Genomic DNA, 13,098 nt, shown 5'->3' with positions numbered 1-13,098 from the left:
ATCGCAAATCGTTCCCGCTGTTCTTGAAAGAATGCGAATTTCGATTTAACTTCGGCACACCGTCTCAACAGCTTAAAATCCTGCGGGATTGGTGTGGAATTTAGGGCTAATCTACGTCAGCCCCTAAAAATAAAAGGAAAAAAAGATGAATAACGCACTCAACGCCAAGCTGTCCAAACTGATTTACGCGCTTGCTTCCGATGATCCGGAGTATCTGTCTAAAGCAGGCGCATTTGACCGTTTGCTGTTGTTGGTTCGCGAATTTTATCGGATGCTGGATGAAACAGAAGGTTTGAAGCAGCTGGTGTTCCGTCTGTATTACGGCAAGCACTATGGTTTGATTAAACTGGATGCTGCTTCACTCAATGACGATGCAGGCGCATTGAGGTTGAAACGTTGGATGGTTTATTCGCGTATCGCCGAGCGTATCGAAAAGTGCGGCAAGCATTTGTCGGTCGTGCTTGAAGATGCGGTGTTGGAAAATGGCGTGGACAAATCTCATTATATAGATGAAACCAATGCCATTATCGAGCGTTTCGGTTTGGTAAGAGATGAGGCTGCACTTTCGGCTATCGAGGCAGAGGAGGCGTTGAAAACAGAGCAAGAGTTGCAGGAGACAAGCGAGCCTCAAAAATCTGCTCCTAAGCATAACGGCAATCTGCATCAAATCAGAATTCAAGAAAAAATTGAAAATTATTCTGCTACTCAGAAAGTGGCTGCTATGCAGATTTCCCGTATGCGTTTTATTTTTCCTCATATCGAATAGTTTGGGATGTAACCAAAAGGCCGTCTGAAACCACAAATTCATGGTTTTCAGACAGCCTTTTTCATTAAACCTTGTTTTAATGGTCTTCGCGAGCGTGGTTAATCGTATATTTAGGAATTTCGACCACCAAATCTTCGTCGGCAACCACTGCCTGACAGCTCAAACGTGAATCAGCTTCCAAGCCCCATGCCTGGTCGAGCAGATCTTCTTCCAATTCGGTTGGTTCTTCCAGGCTGTCAAAACCTTTGCGGATAATCACGTGGCAGGTGGTGCAGGCGCAGGATTTTTCGCAGGCGTGATCGACTTCGATGTCGTGGTCGAGCAGTACGTCAAGGACGGTTTTGCCTTCGGGCGCATCTTCGATAACTGCACCTTCGGGGCATAATGTCTCGTGTGGGAGTACGGTAATTTTTGGCATTTTTATTGTCTCGGTTGTTTAAGAGTGGTTGTGGTTAAAGCGGCTTCAGACGGCCTTGGATATTCAATATTCAGGCCGTCTGAAAAATGGGTTTATAACATGATGCCTTTACTTTTTAAATTTTCCAGACATTCGTCCAAGTAGGCATCATTATGTTCGGCATAAATCGGCGAAGTAGCTGTTTCAGCCGCGTGCGAATGGTATGGGGCAACGGTTTTGCCGCGATATAGCGGGTCTTTCCATAAAGCATCCGGTTTGTAACCGCGCTTTTCCATCTCTTCCATAATCAATACGTGATACAGGTAGAGTTTGTAGGGTGAGTGGGTAAAAACGTAATTAACCGTCGCATGCGGCCTGCCCCAGCCCGCTCCGCGTAAAGCAGCGCATTCACGGTGTTGCCCCAAAAGCTGGGCACGGGGGAGTAGGGGGATAAGGGTTTGGTGCCAGAGTCTCATAGTGATTTAAATAATTCTGAATAATCTTCGTAAGCTATCTTCAAATCCTTTTTTGAGTAGGTAGTATAGATGTGAAGACCCTCTTCAATTTCAGTGGTTAGCTTTGATCCACTTTTTCCAAAGTATTCGTCTTTATATAGACGGACTTTAGAATTTTTGGGTTTATATGCATTTTCTGAAGAGAGGAGATTTCTTAATATTGAAGGATTTTGTTGATGCTTTTCTTTGATAAAGGAGATAAATGCACTTCTGTTTACTTCAAAAATTTTTTCTTGATGATGTTCTTTGACAGTTTTTTCAAAACCCAACTCTGCTATTTCATTTTTAGGAAATACAATTTCGCCTCTTAACGAGAGAAAAAGCCTTTTCACAAGATTTTCATCAATCGCAAAAAGCTCAGTTTCTCCTATTCGGCTTTTACCGAAAATTTCATGAAGTAAGGTTTCTTTTTCTTTATAGTTATCGGTTTTGATGGCTAGAACGCGTTCTAACCCGGCAACGTTTGCGTAGCCGTTGTTTTCCAAATGGCGCATTCTAGTTTCAAAATTATTTTTGTCAGTAATACCAATTTTATATACGCCTTTGATGACAGTTTTCATCAGGTAGACAATGCCTGCTTTTTCCATTGTTGTTCTTTATTTTTATTTCATTTCTGTGAGATGACATCTTTTCAGACGGCCTCTCTATTTCCAAAGGCCGTCTGAAACCATCCGTCATCAAATATTATCAACGCTTTGACCTGTCAGCGCACGTTGGATGTTGCGGTTCATGCGCTTGGCGGCGAAGTTGTCGGTGCTGTGGCTGAGTTTGGCGACGGCGGCACGGATGTCTTCGGCTTTGCCGTCTTTCAGACGGCCTTGCAAAGCGGCGATGTCTTGTTGAATCTGTTGCAATTCTTCGGCTTCCAATAAATCGCTGTCCAACTCAAGGGCGGCGTTGACAGCGTCGGTCAGGCTTTCGGCTTCGACTACGGCTTCGGCGCGTGCGCGTGCGGCCATGTCTTCGGCGGCGTTGTTCATGCTGTCTTTGAGCATTTGGGTAATGGTGCCGTCGTCTAAGCCGTAGGAAGGTTTAACTTCGATTTGCGCCTGTACGCCGGTGCTTTGCTCTTGTGCAGAAACGGACAGCAAACCGTCGGCATCAACTTGGAAGGTCACGCGGATACGCGCTGCGCCTGCTGCCATGGGCGGAATACCGCGCAGGGTAAATTTGGCAAGGCTGCGGCAGTCGGAAACAAGTTCGCGCTCGCCTTGAACGACGTGTATCGTCATGGCAGTTTGACCGTCTTTGAAAGTGGTAAAGTCCTGCGCACGCGCGGTAGGAATGGTAGAGTTGCGCGGGATAATTTTTTCGGCAAGACCGCCGTAGGTTTCCAAACCAAGCGACAAAGGTGTAACGTCCAGCAGCAGCCATTCGCCGTCGGTTTTGTTGCCGGCAAGGACGTTTGCCTGTATGGCGGCACCGAGTGCAACCACTTCGTCGGGGTTGAGGTTGTTCAGCGGGGTTTGTCCGAAGAAGGTGGCGACCGCTTGTTGAACGTGCAGCATACGGGTTGAGCCGCCGACCATAATCACGCCTTGGATGTCGGCTTTCGTCACGCCTGCGTCTTTCAGGGCTTGTTTGACCGGCTCTATGGTTTTTTGCACCAGATTTTGCGTCAGGTGGTGAAACTCTTGGCGGGTAATGACGGTATGGATTTTGCGGTCGTCTGAAAGCGTGGCTTCGACGACGGCTTCGGTTTGGCCGGTCAGTTGTTCTTTGGCAGCGCGGACAAGGGAAAGCAGAAGCTGGCTGTCGCGCTCATTGAGTTTAGAAAGGTCGTTTTGCTCAAGCAGGTGGCAGAACAGGCGGTGGTCGAAATCGTCGCCGCCCAATGCGCTGTTGCCGCCGGTGGCTTTGACTTCAAACAGGCCTTTGGTTAGTTGCAATACGGATACGTCGAATGTGCCGCCGCCCAAGTCGTAAACGACAAACGTGCCTTCCGAGGCGTTGTCCAGCCCGTAGGCAATCGCGGCGGCGGTCGGCTCGTTGAGCAGGCGCAAGACGTTCAAGCCCGCCAAGCGTGCGGCATCTTTGGTGGCTTGACGTTGGGCGTCGTCAAAATAAGCGGGTACGGTAATGACGGCACCGACCAAATCGCCGCCTAATGTTTCTTCGGCACGCGATTTAAGGGCTTTGAGGATTTCAGCCGATACTTCGATAGGCGTTTTTGCACCTTGACGGGTGTTTAACTCGACCACGCGCTCATTGGGTGTAAATCGATAGGGCAGGTATTGCGCCTCTTGTGCGAGGTCGGTAAGGGTGCGGCCGATCAGGCGTTTGGCGGAGCTGACTGTATTTAGCGGATCGGTTTTTTGGGCAGAAAGGGCGTTTTTGCCGACTTCAACTTCGCCATCCAAATAACGGACAACCGAAGGCAGGGTGGCGCGGCCGTCTGAATCAGGCAGGCAGACTGCGCTGCCGCTGCGGACTGTGGCAACCAAGCTGTTGGTTGTGCCTAAATCAATGCCTACGGCGAGGCGGTGTTGATGGGGGGCGGCGGACATGCCGGGTTCTGAAATCTGCAAAAGAGCCATGATTGTGTGCCTTCTGATGCTGTATTTATTAGGATGGGGCAGATTTTAGCAGATTTTTGGCAGATAGTTGAGTGGATTGCTAGGAAATAACCATAAGGCCTAATGTTGTTTTTTTAATTGAAAAGAAAGTGGATTTTGAATTCAGACTTGTATTTTTTAAGAAATGCGGATAAAATTCAGCCTCTTTGCCTTGCCTTTTACTTCGCATGGTGAAAGGCTGTTTTTAATCATCCATAAGGAGATAACATGCGTCATTACGAGATCGTGTTTATCGTTCATCCTGATCAAAGCGAGCAAGTGCCTGCTATGGTTGAGCGTTACAAAACCATGATTACTGAAGCCAACGGTAAAATCCACCGTTTGGAAGACTGGGGCCGTCGTCAATTGGCTTACCCAATCAACAAAATCCACAAAGCACACTATGTTTTGATGAATATCGAAACTACTCCTGAAGTGGTTGAAGAGCTGGAAACTGCTTTCCGCTTCAATGATGCCGTACTGCGTCACCTGACCATCAAAACAAAACACGCTGTAACTGAAGCTTCCCCAATGCTGGGCGGCGAAAAAGCAAAAAACTTGCTGAACGGTGCAGCTGAAGAAGTTGCAGCAGCCGAATAAGATTGAACAATCTGATTAAGCTTACCGCCCGTATCTTGCAGGTTCAGCCTTTGAGATATACGCCGGCAGGAATTCCTGTTTTAGATATTGTGTTGCAACATGAATCTTGGCAGGAAGAAAACGGACAGAAATGTCTGGTCAAATTTGAAATTCCCGCGCGGATTTTAGGTAAGCAGGCTGAGGAATGGCAGTATCGGCAAGATGCAGTCATCGAGTCGGAAGGTTTTTTGGCGCAACGCAGCCAACGCTTCCCAAAGCCGGTACTACGCATACAGAACATTAAAGAATATAAAGGTTAAACGACAATGGCTCGTCAATCATTCAAACGTAGAAAATTCTGCCGCTTTACGGCTGAAAAAATCCAAGAAGTTGATTACAAACAAGTTGATTTGTTGAAAGACTTCATCTCTGAAAACGGCAAAATCATCCCTGCCCGCATTACTGGTACTAAAGCACACTACCAACGTCAGTTGGCTACTGCTGTGAAACGTGCCCGTTTCCTGGCTCTGTTGCCTTACACCGATCAACACAAATAATTTTGGAGTTTAAATCATGCAAATTATTCTGTTAGAAAAAATCGGCGGTCTGGGTAACTTGGGTGACATCGTTACCGTTAAAAACGGTTACGCACGCAACTTCCTGATCCCTGCCGGTAAAGCAAAACGTGCAACCGAAGCCAACATGAAAGAATTCGAAGCACGCCGCGCTGAATTGGAAGCCAAACAAGCTGAAATCTTGGCTGATGCTAAAGCCCGTCAAGAAAAACTGGAAGGCCAAACCATTACTGTTGCTCAAAAAGCCGGTGTTGATGGTCGTCTGTTCGGTTCTGTTACCAATGCTGACATCGCTGAAGCGATTGTTGCTGCCGGTATCCAAGCTGCTAAAGCAAACGTACGTCTGCCTAACGGTCCATTGAAAGCTGTTGGCGAATACGAAGTTGAAGTAGCTCTGCACACTGACGCTGTTGCTAAAATTACCGTTGCTGTTGTTGCAGCCGCTGAGTAATTGATTCATTCAAGGCCGTCTGAAAATCAAGGGTTTCCTTGGATTTCAGACGGCCTTGTTTATGTGCTTGAGTCGAAGTAAGTAAATATCGATTTGTCTATATTTTTGAGTTTGTCTAGAAATATAGCGGTTGATATGAAGAGATGATGTATTGGCCGAATATTCATTCGTGTTCGGGTTTGTCGTATTATTTAGTAAAGAGATTATTTATGAATAAAATCAAAATCTTTGGGATAGGTCTGACTGCTTTGGCTTTAGCTTCATGCGGCACTCCGCAAAAGCCTGCTGTTGATACGGCAAAACCTGTCGAGCCTGTTTCTTCTGCAAAACGCCCTGTATTTGATGCTGCGGCTGAATCTGTTGCCAGCAGCGGTTTTAATGAGAACGTCAATGTTCAGCAGTTTATCCAATATGAAGTGAAAAACCGCCGTTTCAGTGCGGAAGAATTGCGCAATTTCTTTAATGGCGCGGTGTATAAAGGCAATATTATTACCATTATGTACCGCCCAAGCACTTCGCGTCCTTGGTATGAATTCCGCACCGGTAACTCTGGTGCAGCCAAATTTAATGGCGGCAGACAATTCTATGCGGCAAACCGTGCCGTAATCGATGATGTGGCACGCAAATACGGCGTACCTGCCGAATTGATTGTGGCGATTCTCGGTATCGAAACCAATTATGGCAAAAATACGGGCAGCTTCCGCGTTGCCGATGCTTTGAGTACATTGGCCTTTGATTATCCTCGCCGTGCTGAGTTCTTCCAAAATGAATTGAGCGAACTTTTACAGATGGCAAAAGAAGAAAAAGAAAATATCTTTGACTTCAAAGGCAGCTATGCCGGCGCAATGGGTATGCCGCAATTTATGCCTTCCAGCTACCGTAAATGGGCGGTGGACTATGATGGTGATGGTCATCGCGATATTTGGAATAATGTTGGCGATGTGGCGGCTTCTGTCGCCAATTATATGAAACAGCATGGCTGGCAGCCCGGCGGTAAGATGGTTGTACCGGTAAGTCTGACGATTACTCCGCACTTGCAGGCGATTATTGATGAGAAAACTGCCTTGACGCGTACTGTCGCAGATTTCAAAGCCTTGGGTGTCATGCCTCAAGCTGCTGTTGCGGATAATGAAAAGGCTGTATTGTATGCTTTGGAAACCAGCCCGGGCGTATTTGAATACTATTTGGGTCTGAATAACTTCTACACAGTATGGCAATACAACCACAGCCGCATGTATGTAACAGCGGTACGCGATATTGCGAATGCAATCAATAACAATGGCCTGTAAGCCATAAGAAAACCACCCTTCGGGGTGGTTTTTAAATATTGAGGATTTGTAAGGGGGTTAAGCCATCAGTCTGATTTTCATGGCGTAACGTTTTTTGCTGTGCCCTGAAACAAATTGTCCGCCTCTTGCAGGAGATAAAAATGCATTGCCTTCTGCGGTCGGCTCTGCACAAGTATATTGGCCGTTTCGATCGCTCCAAAGAGCATACACAGGCAGATTGTGGGTACGGATATCCAGTTTCAAGCCGTCAAATGCAACGTGTGCATCCTGGTCGGAGGAAACAAATTCGGTATGGGAGATATAGTCGGCATCGTATGGCGCGCCGTTGAAATCAAATTGTGTGCCGGCGGCGGTAAAGTAGGGGTGAAATCCCGGAGACGTGCGGACGGGTGATTCACCGTAATTGCAGACAGTTAGGATGGCGATGGCTTCATTTTCGTTAGGCAGACTGTAATCAAGCAACCATTTGACGTGTTCATAGCCTTTTTCTGTGCTGATTAATTTCAAGCCGATATCCGATTCATTTTGATGGCGGATTTCCCAGTCTGAAGTTCTACCGAAGCCATGTTGGGCCAGATGATTTTTGCTGTCAGGTCCGAATTGAGGTAGGCAGACGTGCATGCCGCCGCGTAATTTTGTATCATGGCCCACGTGGACGCTGGTTTTCGGAAATAAGACTTCCCGTCCTTTTAGAATAAGGGAATCAATATATCCGCCCATTGTATTGACTTGCATAGTGGCTGATTGGTTGCGTAGTATGATTTCGGACATGATGTTTCAAACTTCAAATTACTTATCATTTATGTAGCATTCTAACATTGCAATAACATGCTGTCGCCGTAGCCTTGATAGAAAATCCTTAATAAAAATCAAAAAAATGCTAGAATATATGCCATTTTCTGAGGCCGTCTGAAAAGCGGATAATTCTTTTCAGACGGCCTTCCGATTTATTTCCCGTAGAGAAACAACATGGCTTATCAAGTTCTTGCACGAAAATGGCGCCCGAAAACCTTTGCCGATTTGGTCGGTCAGGAACACGTCGTCAAAGCCCTGCGCAACGCGCTGGACGAAGGCCGTCTGCACCATGCCTATCTGCTGACAGGGACGCGCGGTGTGGGTAAAACCACGATTGCCAGGATTTTGGCCAAGAGTTTGAACTGCGAAAATGCCGTGCATGGCGAGCCGTGCGGTCAGTGTGAAAGCTGTACGCAAATCGACAGCGGCCGTTATGTGGATTTATTGGAAATCGACGCGGCATCGAATACCGGTATCGATAATATCCGCGAAGTGTTGGAAAACGCCCAATACGCGCCGACAGCGGGTAAATACAAAGTCTATATCATCGACGAAGTGCATATGCTTTCCAAAAGCGCGTTCAATGCCATGCTGAAGACTTTGGAAGAACCGCCTGAACACGTTAAATTTATTTTGGCGACCACCGATCCGCATAAAGTCCCCATTACCGTATTGAGCCGCTGTTTGCAGTTTGTTTTGCGCAACATGACAACCCAGCAGGTTGCGGAGCATTTGGCGCATGTCTTGGATCGTGAAAACGTTCCTTATCAGCCACAGGCTTTGCAACTTTTAGGCCGTGCCGCCGCCGGCTCGATGCGCGATGCGTTGAGTCTTTTGGATCAGGCGATTGCCATGGGTTCGGGTAAAGTGGCCGAGCAAGATGTCCGCCAGATGATCGGAGCGGTCGATAAACAATACTTGTTTGAATTGCTTGAAGGAATCATCAATCAAAACGGGGAAGCCTTGCTGGAAAAGGCTCAGGAAATGTCTGCCAGAGCGATTGGTTTTGACAGCGCGTTGGCAGAGTTGGCCATGCTGTTGCAACGTTTGGCTTTGATTCAAACCATTCCTTCCGCCTTAGCGAATGACGACCCTGAACGTGAAACTTTGCTGCGATTAAGTCAGGCTTTGAGTGGCGAGCAGATTCAGCTTTATTATCAATGTGCTATTCATGGCAAACAGGATTTGCCGCTGGCTCCGGACGAGTATGCCGGTTTTGTCATGACGCTTTTGCGCATGCTTGCATTTGCGCCGTTGGCCGCTTCGGGTTGCGATACGCAAAGTCAGATTGAACACACGGATTTGCATTCCGACCATCAGAAAGCTGAGGCCGAAAAAAAGCCTTTTCAGCTGCCGAAATCTGAGCCGATAGCAGCGCCGGCGGTTGAGAAAGAGGCTGTTGATGTCAAACAAGATATCGTTGAAAGGCCGTCTGAAGAAACGGTTCAGCCAGTTCAACAACAACAGACGGATGTACCGCCTTGGGAAGACATGCCGAGCCAAGTATCGGCAGAGCCGCCTCAAACACAAACGGCGCAGATGCAAGAAACTGCAGAGCCATTGCCTGTTGCAAAAGTTCAGACGGCCCCTGAGCCGGAAACATATCCGCACATGGATGAGGAAATTCCACCTCCGTATTTTGATGAAGCATATACATATGATGATTCACATCATGCTGATGTGACGGAAGTACCGCAGCCGGTTGTGTCTGCTGAATCTGAAGAAGAGGAGGGAGATGAAGAAGAGCTTCAGTTCGCTCCTTTGCCTGAGTTTAAAACAGAGAATTGGCACAGCATTATCGAACGCTTCGCCCGTAAATTAGGCGCGGCGCAGATGTTGGCACAAAATGCGGCATGGACGAGTTATGATGCGGAAGCAGGTTTAATCATGCTGTCGTTGACGGATGAAGCCAAAGCCACTGCCAATAAAGAGCGCTTGGACAAAATCTGCCAGACGTTGAGCGAGGCCTACCATCTTGGCAATTTAAGGCTGCAAACCGAGCCTTGGCAGGATGATAAAGGCTGGGAAACGCCGGTTATGCGCCGCAAACGTATTCAAGAAGAAGGACGGCAGCAGGCGCAAGATTTGCTGGAAGCGGATGCAACGGCGCAGAAAATTTTGCAAACCTTTGAAGCGCAATGGCTGCCGGATTCTTTAGAATTAGCAGGACATTCCTAAAATACTGACATACAAGGCCGTCTGAAAGGCAATAGCGTTTTTCAGACGGCATGAGTGAAACCCATTTATTCAAACCCATAGGAGTAAAACATGTTCGGAAAAGCCGGATTAGGCGGCCTGATGAAGCAGGCTCAACAAATGCAGGAAAACATGAAAAAGGCACAAGCCAAGCTGGCTGAAACCGAAGTTGAAGGTGAAGCAGGCAATGGTTTGGTGAAAGTTGTGATGACGTGTTCGCACGTTGTTCGCAAACTTGAAATCAGCCCTGATTTGATTCAAGAAGCCGCAGACGACAAAGAAATGCTGGAAGATTTGGTATTGGCCGCTATCAATGCCGCTTCTGAAAAAGCCGAAGAAACGACCAACAAAACCATGGGTGCATTTACCCAAGGCCTGCCGGCAGGCATGGGCGACTTCTTCCGTTGATTTAAAAATAAATAAAAGGCCGTCTGAAGCCAGATTTGGGTTTCAGACGGCCTTTTTTATTATGAGGATTCATGGGCTTTCTTTGGGAAAGAACAAGCGTTCCTTATTGATGTAAAAAAGCCTGAACAGAAGTTCAGGCTTTTAAATTTGGCTCCCCGACCTGGGCTCGAACCAGGGACCTGCGGATTAACAGTCCGTCGCTCTACCGACTGAGCTATCGGGGAATGGGGCGTATTATAATGGCTGGAAAAAATGTGTCAATCCATATTTTCAAGAAAATGGTGCAAAATATTTCAAATGTTTGAATGTTAAAAATATTTTGTAATCAAGTTTCACATACTTTCTAGCCATTTCAGACGGCCTTTAGTATTTGGCGTTAACCAATTTGCCGTTTTGGAACACTTGCTGCTGCATCACGGTGCCGTTGTAAGCGTAAGTGGTCAGCGAGCCGTTGCTTGGCGTGGCGCGGAACTGCATCAGTTGGTTGCGACTGAGGACGTAGGGGTCCGTGCGTTTTTGGCTGTTGTCGCTGTAAAAGTCTTGGACGACATATTCGTTGTTGCGTTTGCTGATCAGTTGGCGATGGAAGCCGCCTTTGACTGCGCTGTTGCTGGGTGTGCCGTGTGCATCAAAATAGGTCACGATTTGTTCTTCTGAGATACGGATGCCGTCTGAATCCGTGCCTTTGGTGGTTTTGGTTTTATCCAAGCCGACTGGGATGTTGATGGATGTACCCAGGCCGACGTGGCGGCCGATGCTGGTGCCGACGCCTAAGCCGACGGAAACACCTGGCGTGCCGACTGTACATGCGCTGAGTGAAGCGGCCAAAAGGGCAGGTAAGAGAATTTTTTTCATAATGTGTATCCTTGTAATAAGAAATGTTTGTAATGTGGGAAGTATAGTATTTTTGCGGGGTGGCTGGTGTTAGTATTGGTAAAAGGGCGCAAGGCCGTCTGAAAAACAAGATAGAAACGGATATATCATTCTGGTGTAGAATGTGCCGAAATAATGATTTAATAAGAATGTGAATGAATAATGAAAACTTTGAAATTTACGAAGATGCACGGCTTGGGCAATGATTTTATGGTGGTCAATGCCATCAATCAGGACTTTGATCCGTTGGCTGCACCGCTTGCCCAATGGGCAGACCGCTATCGCGGCGTGGGTTTTGATCAGTTTTTGGTAGTGGAGAAGCCTTCTTCTGATGCGGTCGATTTTCGGTACCGCATTTTCAATGCCGATGGTCGGGAAGTAGAGCAGTGCGGCAATGGCGCGCGTTGTTTTGCGCGTTTTGTCGCGGATAAGGGTTTGACGGATAAAACGGAAATCTTGGTCGAAACGGCCAAAGGGATTATTGTGCCGAAGCTATTGGATAACGGTTTGGTTACCGTCAATATGGGTAAACCGCGTTTCATGCCGTCTGAAATTCCGTTTGTGCCTGCGCATGGTGAAAATGAAGATGCGCTGACACATATTGTCTTGGTCGGTTTGGAATCTGTACCGGTAAGCTGCGTGAATATGGGTAATCCGCATGCGGTGATTTTGGTTGATGATGTTGAAACTGCACCGGTGGAGCATTGGGGCAGCGCTATTGAATCGTACGAGCAGTTCCCTGAACGGGTCAATGTCGGCTTTTTGCAGGTCGAAGATGAATTGTCAGTCCGCCTGCGCGTGTTTGAACGCGGGGTGGGGGAAACTCAAGCTTGCGGCACTGGAGCGTGTGCGGCCGTGGTGGCAGGCGTGCGCAATGGCCTGCTGAAAGCGGGTGCGCCTGTGCGTGTTACTCTGCCTGGCGGCGAGTTGTTTATCAGTTGGGAAGAAGGTGGTGATGTGCAAATGACTGGCCCTGCTGAAACCGTTTTTGAAGGCGAGTTGCAGTATTCATGATGGCTTCTTTGGATTTTTGGTTTGCCGTCGCGTATGCTGCGGTATCGTTGGCATTTATTTTTCGCGCACAGCGGTTTCAATGGCTTTGGGCTACGGTGTTGTTGTGGCTGGGGATTTCGGCACTGGGCGCACGCTTGTTGCCCGGAATGTGGGGTTTTACGCATACAGGCCCTTTGTTCATCCCTCATTTTTATCTGACAATCGCCAGTATTTTCTTCTTTATTGATGACTGCAGTAAAACGGAAGACAAAAAGTTTTGGTCGGCAGGCGAATATGCCGGTTTAACCTTATTTGCGGTTTCCAATGTCGTCATGACTTTGGCTTTTGTTTTCTTGGCAGGCGTGGTTTATTTCACCTTGCCGCTGGCTGGCGCGGTTTTCGCATGGACGGCCTTGCTGAAAATTTATGCCTTGAAACCGATTTATTGGTTTGTTTTGCAGGGCGTGTTGATGCTGGTGTTTTATCTGCACCGTGTGGTTGTGTGTAAGCAGTCGGCGGCTTTGTTTAGTGCTACTCAGCTGCAAATGGGTTGGCTGGTTGCGGTTGTCATGCAGGCTGTGGTTGCCATGGCTTTGATTTTTGAACGGGGTGGATATTAATTTATCCAAACTAAAAGTTATAACGAAAGAAATTTTCGGTATTGGTTTTTCAGACGGCCTGAGTTTAATATGCAGGCTATATCACA

General features: G+C 47.5%; 16 protein-coding genes, 1 tRNA gene and 1 pseudogene. 11 read left to right on the top strand and 7 right to left on the bottom strand.

Annotation, left to right across the window (positions count from 1 at the left end):
• Positions 1-104 (top strand): annotated as a pseudogene (locus ACTHTU_RS10230) (IS1595 family transposase); the annotation flags it as partial.
• 41 nt (positions 105-145) lie between these two features.
• Positions 146-766: a hypothetical protein gene (locus ACTHTU_RS10225; RefSeq protein WP_440362476.1), complete on the top strand. Its 621-nt coding sequence runs from the start codon at positions 146-148 to the stop codon at positions 764-766.
• 76 nt (positions 767-842) lie between these two features.
• On the opposite strand, the gene fdx is transcribed toward ACTHTU_RS10225, so the two are convergent.
• The 4 genes from fdx to hscA form a co-directional block, all read right to left on the bottom strand.
• A complete protein-coding gene (gene fdx, locus ACTHTU_RS10220) occupies positions 843-1,184 on the bottom strand; it encodes an ISC system 2Fe-2S type ferredoxin (RefSeq protein WP_440362475.1) in 342 nt (113 codons plus the stop codon).
• A 92-nt stretch (positions 1,185-1,276) separates the two neighbouring features.
• Entirely contained in the window at positions 1,277-1,639 is a 363-nt protein-coding gene (locus ACTHTU_RS10215; RefSeq protein WP_440362474.1) for a TIGR02328 family protein, read from the bottom strand.
• Positions 1,636-2,265 carry a GIY-YIG nuclease family protein gene (locus ACTHTU_RS10210; protein WP_440362473.1) on the bottom strand — a complete coding sequence of 210 codons (630 nt, stop codon included), beginning with the start codon at positions 2,263-2,265 and terminating at the stop codon, positions 1,636-1,638. Before ACTHTU_RS10210 ends, ACTHTU_RS10215 begins: the two co-directional genes overlap by 4 nt.
• Before the next feature lie 90 nt (positions 2,266-2,355).
• The gene (hscA, locus tag ACTHTU_RS10205) at positions 2,356-4,215 is read right to left on the bottom strand and encodes a Fe-S protein assembly chaperone HscA (RefSeq protein ID WP_440362472.1); all 1,860 of its coding nucleotides are present in this window, start codon (positions 4,213-4,215) and stop codon (positions 2,356-2,358) included.
• A 246-nt stretch (positions 4,216-4,461) separates the two neighbouring features.
• Between hscA and rpsF the strand changes: the two genes are divergently transcribed.
• The 5 genes from rpsF to mltB all read left to right on the top strand — a co-directional run bounded on the left by rpsF (position 4,462) and on the right by mltB (position 7,127).
• Positions 4,462-4,833 (top strand): 30S ribosomal protein S6, encoded by a 372-nt coding sequence (gene rpsF, locus ACTHTU_RS10200; protein ID WP_004519252.1) that lies wholly within the window; start codon positions 4,462-4,464, stop codon positions 4,831-4,833.
• Entirely contained in the window at positions 4,830-5,132 is a 303-nt protein-coding gene (gene priB / locus ACTHTU_RS10195; protein WP_180947864.1) for a primosomal replication protein N, read from the top strand. The genes rpsF and priB overlap by 4 nt, the downstream gene beginning before the upstream one ends.
• A gap of 6 nt (positions 5,133-5,138) precedes the next feature.
• Positions 5,139-5,369: a 30S ribosomal protein S18 gene (gene rpsR / locus ACTHTU_RS10190; protein WP_003678863.1), complete on the top strand. Its 231-nt coding sequence runs from the start codon at positions 5,139-5,141 to the stop codon at positions 5,367-5,369.
• Between the two features lie 16 nt (positions 5,370-5,385).
• Entirely contained in the window at positions 5,386-5,838 is a 453-nt protein-coding gene (gene rplI / locus ACTHTU_RS10185) for a 50S ribosomal protein L9 (protein ID WP_003678862.1), read from the top strand.
• A gap of 209 nt (positions 5,839-6,047) precedes the next feature.
• Positions 6,048-7,127, top strand: coding sequence for a lytic murein transglycosylase B (gene mltB, locus ACTHTU_RS10180; RefSeq protein ID WP_440362471.1), 1,080 nt, complete (start codon positions 6,048-6,050; stop codon positions 7,125-7,127).
• Positions 7,128-7,184: 57 nt separating this feature from the next.
• On the opposite strand, the gene ACTHTU_RS10175 is transcribed toward mltB, so the two are convergent.
• Entirely contained in the window at positions 7,185-7,898 is a 714-nt protein-coding gene (locus ACTHTU_RS10175) for an aldose epimerase family protein (RefSeq protein WP_440362470.1), read from the bottom strand.
• A 198-nt stretch (positions 7,899-8,096) separates the two neighbouring features.
• Here ACTHTU_RS10175 and dnaX point away from each other — a divergent pair, with 198 nt between their 5' ends.
• Together dnaX and ACTHTU_RS10165 are read left to right on the top strand one after the other, a co-directional pair.
• Complete coding sequence (gene dnaX, locus ACTHTU_RS10170) at positions 8,097-10,100, top strand: DNA polymerase III subunit gamma/tau (RefSeq protein ID WP_440362469.1); 2,004 nt, start codon at positions 8,097-8,099, stop codon at positions 10,098-10,100.
• A 90-nt stretch (positions 10,101-10,190) separates the two neighbouring features.
• Positions 10,191-10,526, top strand: a complete 336-nt coding sequence (locus ACTHTU_RS10165) for a YbaB/EbfC family nucleoid-associated protein (protein ID WP_003678854.1) — start codon at positions 10,191-10,193, stop codon at positions 10,524-10,526.
• Positions 10,527-10,674: 148 nt separating this feature from the next.
• Here the strand turns inward: ACTHTU_RS10165 and ACTHTU_RS10160 are convergent.
• Together ACTHTU_RS10160 and ACTHTU_RS10155 are read right to left on the bottom strand one after the other, a co-directional pair.
• Positions 10,675-10,750 (bottom strand) — tRNA-Asn (locus ACTHTU_RS10160).
• Positions 10,751-10,889: 139 nt separating this feature from the next.
• Positions 10,890-11,381, bottom strand: a complete 492-nt coding sequence (locus ACTHTU_RS10155) for a hypothetical protein (RefSeq protein ID WP_049336771.1) — start codon at positions 11,379-11,381, stop codon at positions 10,890-10,892.
• Between the two features lie 180 nt (positions 11,382-11,561).
• Here ACTHTU_RS10155 and dapF point away from each other — a divergent pair, with 180 nt between their 5' ends.
• The gene (dapF, locus tag ACTHTU_RS10150; protein WP_440362468.1) at positions 11,562-12,413 is read left to right on the top strand and encodes a diaminopimelate epimerase; all 852 of its coding nucleotides are present in this window, start codon (positions 11,562-11,564) and stop codon (positions 12,411-12,413) included.
• Complete coding sequence (locus ACTHTU_RS10145; protein ID WP_440362467.1) at positions 12,410-13,012, top strand: hypothetical protein; 603 nt, start codon at positions 12,410-12,412, stop codon at positions 13,010-13,012. The genes dapF and ACTHTU_RS10145 overlap by 4 nt, the downstream gene beginning before the upstream one ends.
• Positions 13,013-13,098: the final 86 nt, after the last annotated feature.

The organism is Neisseria sp. P0020.S005 (assembly GCF_051957055.1).
Lineage (GTDB): Bacteria > Pseudomonadota > Gammaproteobacteria > Burkholderiales > Neisseriaceae > Neisseria > Neisseria subflava_A.
This window is presented reverse-complemented; position numbering and strand designations above follow the sequence as displayed.

Bases quoted from the DNA above. Each gene is read 5' to 3' on its own strand.
- ACTHTU_RS10225 (WP_440362476.1), top strand. From the start codon at position 146: ATGAATAACGCACTCAACGCCAAGCTGTCCAAACTGATTTACGCGCTT.
- fdx (WP_440362475.1), bottom strand. From the start codon at position 1,184: ATGCCAAAAATTACCGTACTCCCACACGAGACATTATGCCCCGAAGGT.
- ACTHTU_RS10215 (WP_440362474.1), bottom strand. From the start codon at position 1,639: ATGAGACTCTGGCACCAAACCCTTATCCCCCTACTCCCCCGTGCCCAG.
- ACTHTU_RS10210 (WP_440362473.1), bottom strand. From the start codon at position 2,265: ATGGAAAAAGCAGGCATTGTCTACCTGATGAAAACTGTCATCAAAGGC.
- hscA (WP_440362472.1), bottom strand. From the start codon at position 4,215: ATGGCTCTTTTGCAGATTTCAGAACCCGGCATGTCCGCCGCCCCCCAT.
- rpsF (WP_004519252.1), top strand. From the start codon at position 4,462: ATGCGTCATTACGAGATCGTGTTTATCGTTCATCCTGATCAAAGCGAG.
- rpsR (WP_003678863.1), top strand. From the start codon at position 5,139: ATGGCTCGTCAATCATTCAAACGTAGAAAATTCTGCCGCTTTACGGCT.
- rplI (WP_003678862.1), top strand. From the start codon at position 5,386: ATGCAAATTATTCTGTTAGAAAAAATCGGCGGTCTGGGTAACTTGGGT.
- mltB (WP_440362471.1), top strand. From the start codon at position 6,048: ATGAATAAAATCAAAATCTTTGGGATAGGTCTGACTGCTTTGGCTTTA.
- ACTHTU_RS10175 (WP_440362470.1), bottom strand. From the start codon at position 7,898: ATGTCCGAAATCATACTACGCAACCAATCAGCCACTATGCAAGTCAAT.
- dnaX (WP_440362469.1), top strand. From the start codon at position 8,097: ATGGCTTATCAAGTTCTTGCACGAAAATGGCGCCCGAAAACCTTTGCC.
- ACTHTU_RS10165 (WP_003678854.1), top strand. From the start codon at position 10,191: ATGTTCGGAAAAGCCGGATTAGGCGGCCTGATGAAGCAGGCTCAACAA.
- ACTHTU_RS10155 (WP_049336771.1), bottom strand. From the start codon at position 11,381: ATGAAAAAAATTCTCTTACCTGCCCTTTTGGCCGCTTCACTCAGCGCA.
- dapF (WP_440362468.1), top strand. From the start codon at position 11,562: ATGAAAACTTTGAAATTTACGAAGATGCACGGCTTGGGCAATGATTTT.
- ACTHTU_RS10145 (WP_440362467.1), top strand. From the start codon at position 12,410: ATGATGGCTTCTTTGGATTTTTGGTTTGCCGTCGCGTATGCTGCGGTA.